The sequence below is a fragment of the Pedobacter sp. HMWF019 genome, assembly GCF_003061025.1.
Classification (GTDB): domain Bacteria; phylum Bacteroidota; class Bacteroidia; order Sphingobacteriales; family Sphingobacteriaceae; genus Pedobacter.
In genome coordinates, this window is the sequence record NZ_QAIL01000572.1 from 1 (window position 1) to 1073 (window position 1073).

Consider the following 1073-nt stretch of genomic DNA (forward strand, 5'->3'; position numbering starts at 1 on the left):
CTATGCAAGAAAAATGAATTTATTGAAAATTTTTTCAGCCTGAACCTCAGTGGATTTAAGGATATCTTCAAAATATAGTTAGTAAAAATAAAAACAATGTCTATCTTCGCAGAACATAACAGCGAAAGTAGCTCAGTTGGTAGAGCACGACCTTGCCAAGGTCGGGGTCGCGAGTTCGAATCTCGTCTTTCGCTCAAAAGCCTTCTTACCGGAAGGCTTTTGTTTTTAAAAGGTTTAACACCTGCTCAGATGGTGGAACTGGTAGACACGCAGGACTTAAAATCCTGTGACCTTAAAAGTCGTGCGGGTTCGATTCCCGCTCTGAGTACAAAGCCGTGATCGGTACGAATCTTCGTTCTGACACGGTTTTTTTTTATTTGTTAAATGACACTCGCGCTATATGTAACAAATTCAGCTGTAAGCGTCATGCCTCAATTCCTTAACACAGTATTAATATTGTACTCAGTAAATTTGCAACTGTGCACATAAGGATTTTCATCATTGAAAGAACAAGCTAACAGGCAATATATCACCGCAATGTATAACAAGTTCTGGAAAGAACTATACATTCTTGCCTTTCGCCGCCTACAGAATGAAGAGCATGTGGAGGATATTTTACAGGATCTGTTCCTCTCTTTGCTTGAAAGTGACTTTGATTTTGAAAATGAAACTTCTATTCGGGCACTGCTGCATACCCGTCTTAAAAGCAGGATCATAGATTTTTATAGAAGAGAACTTTTGAAGCTGTCTTTTGAAAATCAGCAAGCTTTACAAAGTGAAATTGACGATACATCCTGCGACACCCGGTTAATGAGCCGAGAACTGGAGTCCATCGTTATGCAGGAGATCAACAGCCTGCCCGAAAAAATGAAAGAAATATTCCTGCTCAGCCGGGAAGAAATGCTTTCCAATGGGGAAATTGCCACCCGGCTTAACATTTCCAACAAGACCGTCAGAAACCAGCTGAGCGCAGCACTAAAAAGGATCAGGGTAACCGTTAAGAATTACAGCACGGGTGAACTTGAACCCTCCTCAGTTAACAAGCTGATTACATTGGCTACTCTATTATTAAT

The 1073-nt window shown here is 40.6% G+C and carries 1 protein-coding gene and 2 tRNA genes; all 3 read left to right on the forward strand.

The window, feature by feature from the left end; all coding sequences use genetic code 11:
• Positions 1 to 121: 121 nt before the first annotated feature.
• A tRNA-Gly gene (locus tag DBR11_RS27495) sits at positions 122 to 194 on the forward strand.
• A gap of 49 nt (positions 195 to 243) precedes the next feature.
• Positions 244 to 328: transfer RNA gene (locus DBR11_RS27500), tRNA-Leu, on the forward strand.
• A 209-nt stretch (positions 329 to 537) separates the two neighbouring features.
• Positions 538 to 1073: sigma-70 family RNA polymerase sigma factor (locus DBR11_RS27505; protein ID WP_146186689.1), on the forward strand; the 536-nt coding region annotated here is incomplete at its 3' end.